Origin of the sequence: Lactobacillus sp. A27 (genome assembly GCF_016742815.1) — a bacterium.
Lineage (GTDB): Bacteria > Bacillota > Bacilli > Lactobacillales > Lactobacillaceae > Lactobacillus > Lactobacillus gallinarum.
Window position 1 is genome coordinate 1 of record NZ_JAEHNT010000119.1, and the last position, 241, is coordinate 241.

At 40.2% G+C, this 241-nt stretch carries 1 pseudogene; it reads left to right on the forward strand.

What is annotated here, in order from left to right:
• Nucleotides 1–241 (forward strand): annotated as a pseudogene (locus tag JEM49_RS10060) (RNA-guided endonuclease InsQ/TnpB family protein); the annotation flags it as partial.

Below are 241 nucleotides of genomic sequence, written 5' to 3' on the forward strand. Positions count from 1 at the left end.
CGCTTTGTCTACAACTCTTATGTAGGACGCAATCGAAGCAATTATCATGCTAAGCACTACTTAGCTGTTAGACAATATCAAGCAATGCCCTTTGCTTTTTCTGCTCTTAATAGCTATGAAGCTAGGTTGGCAGAAGAAGTAGTCGCTAATAGCGAACTATTGGCTAAGCCTAAGAATATCCGCGATACTTATAGCTTTTTACGCGTTAAAGAAATTGATAGCCTCGCTATTGCCAACGCTA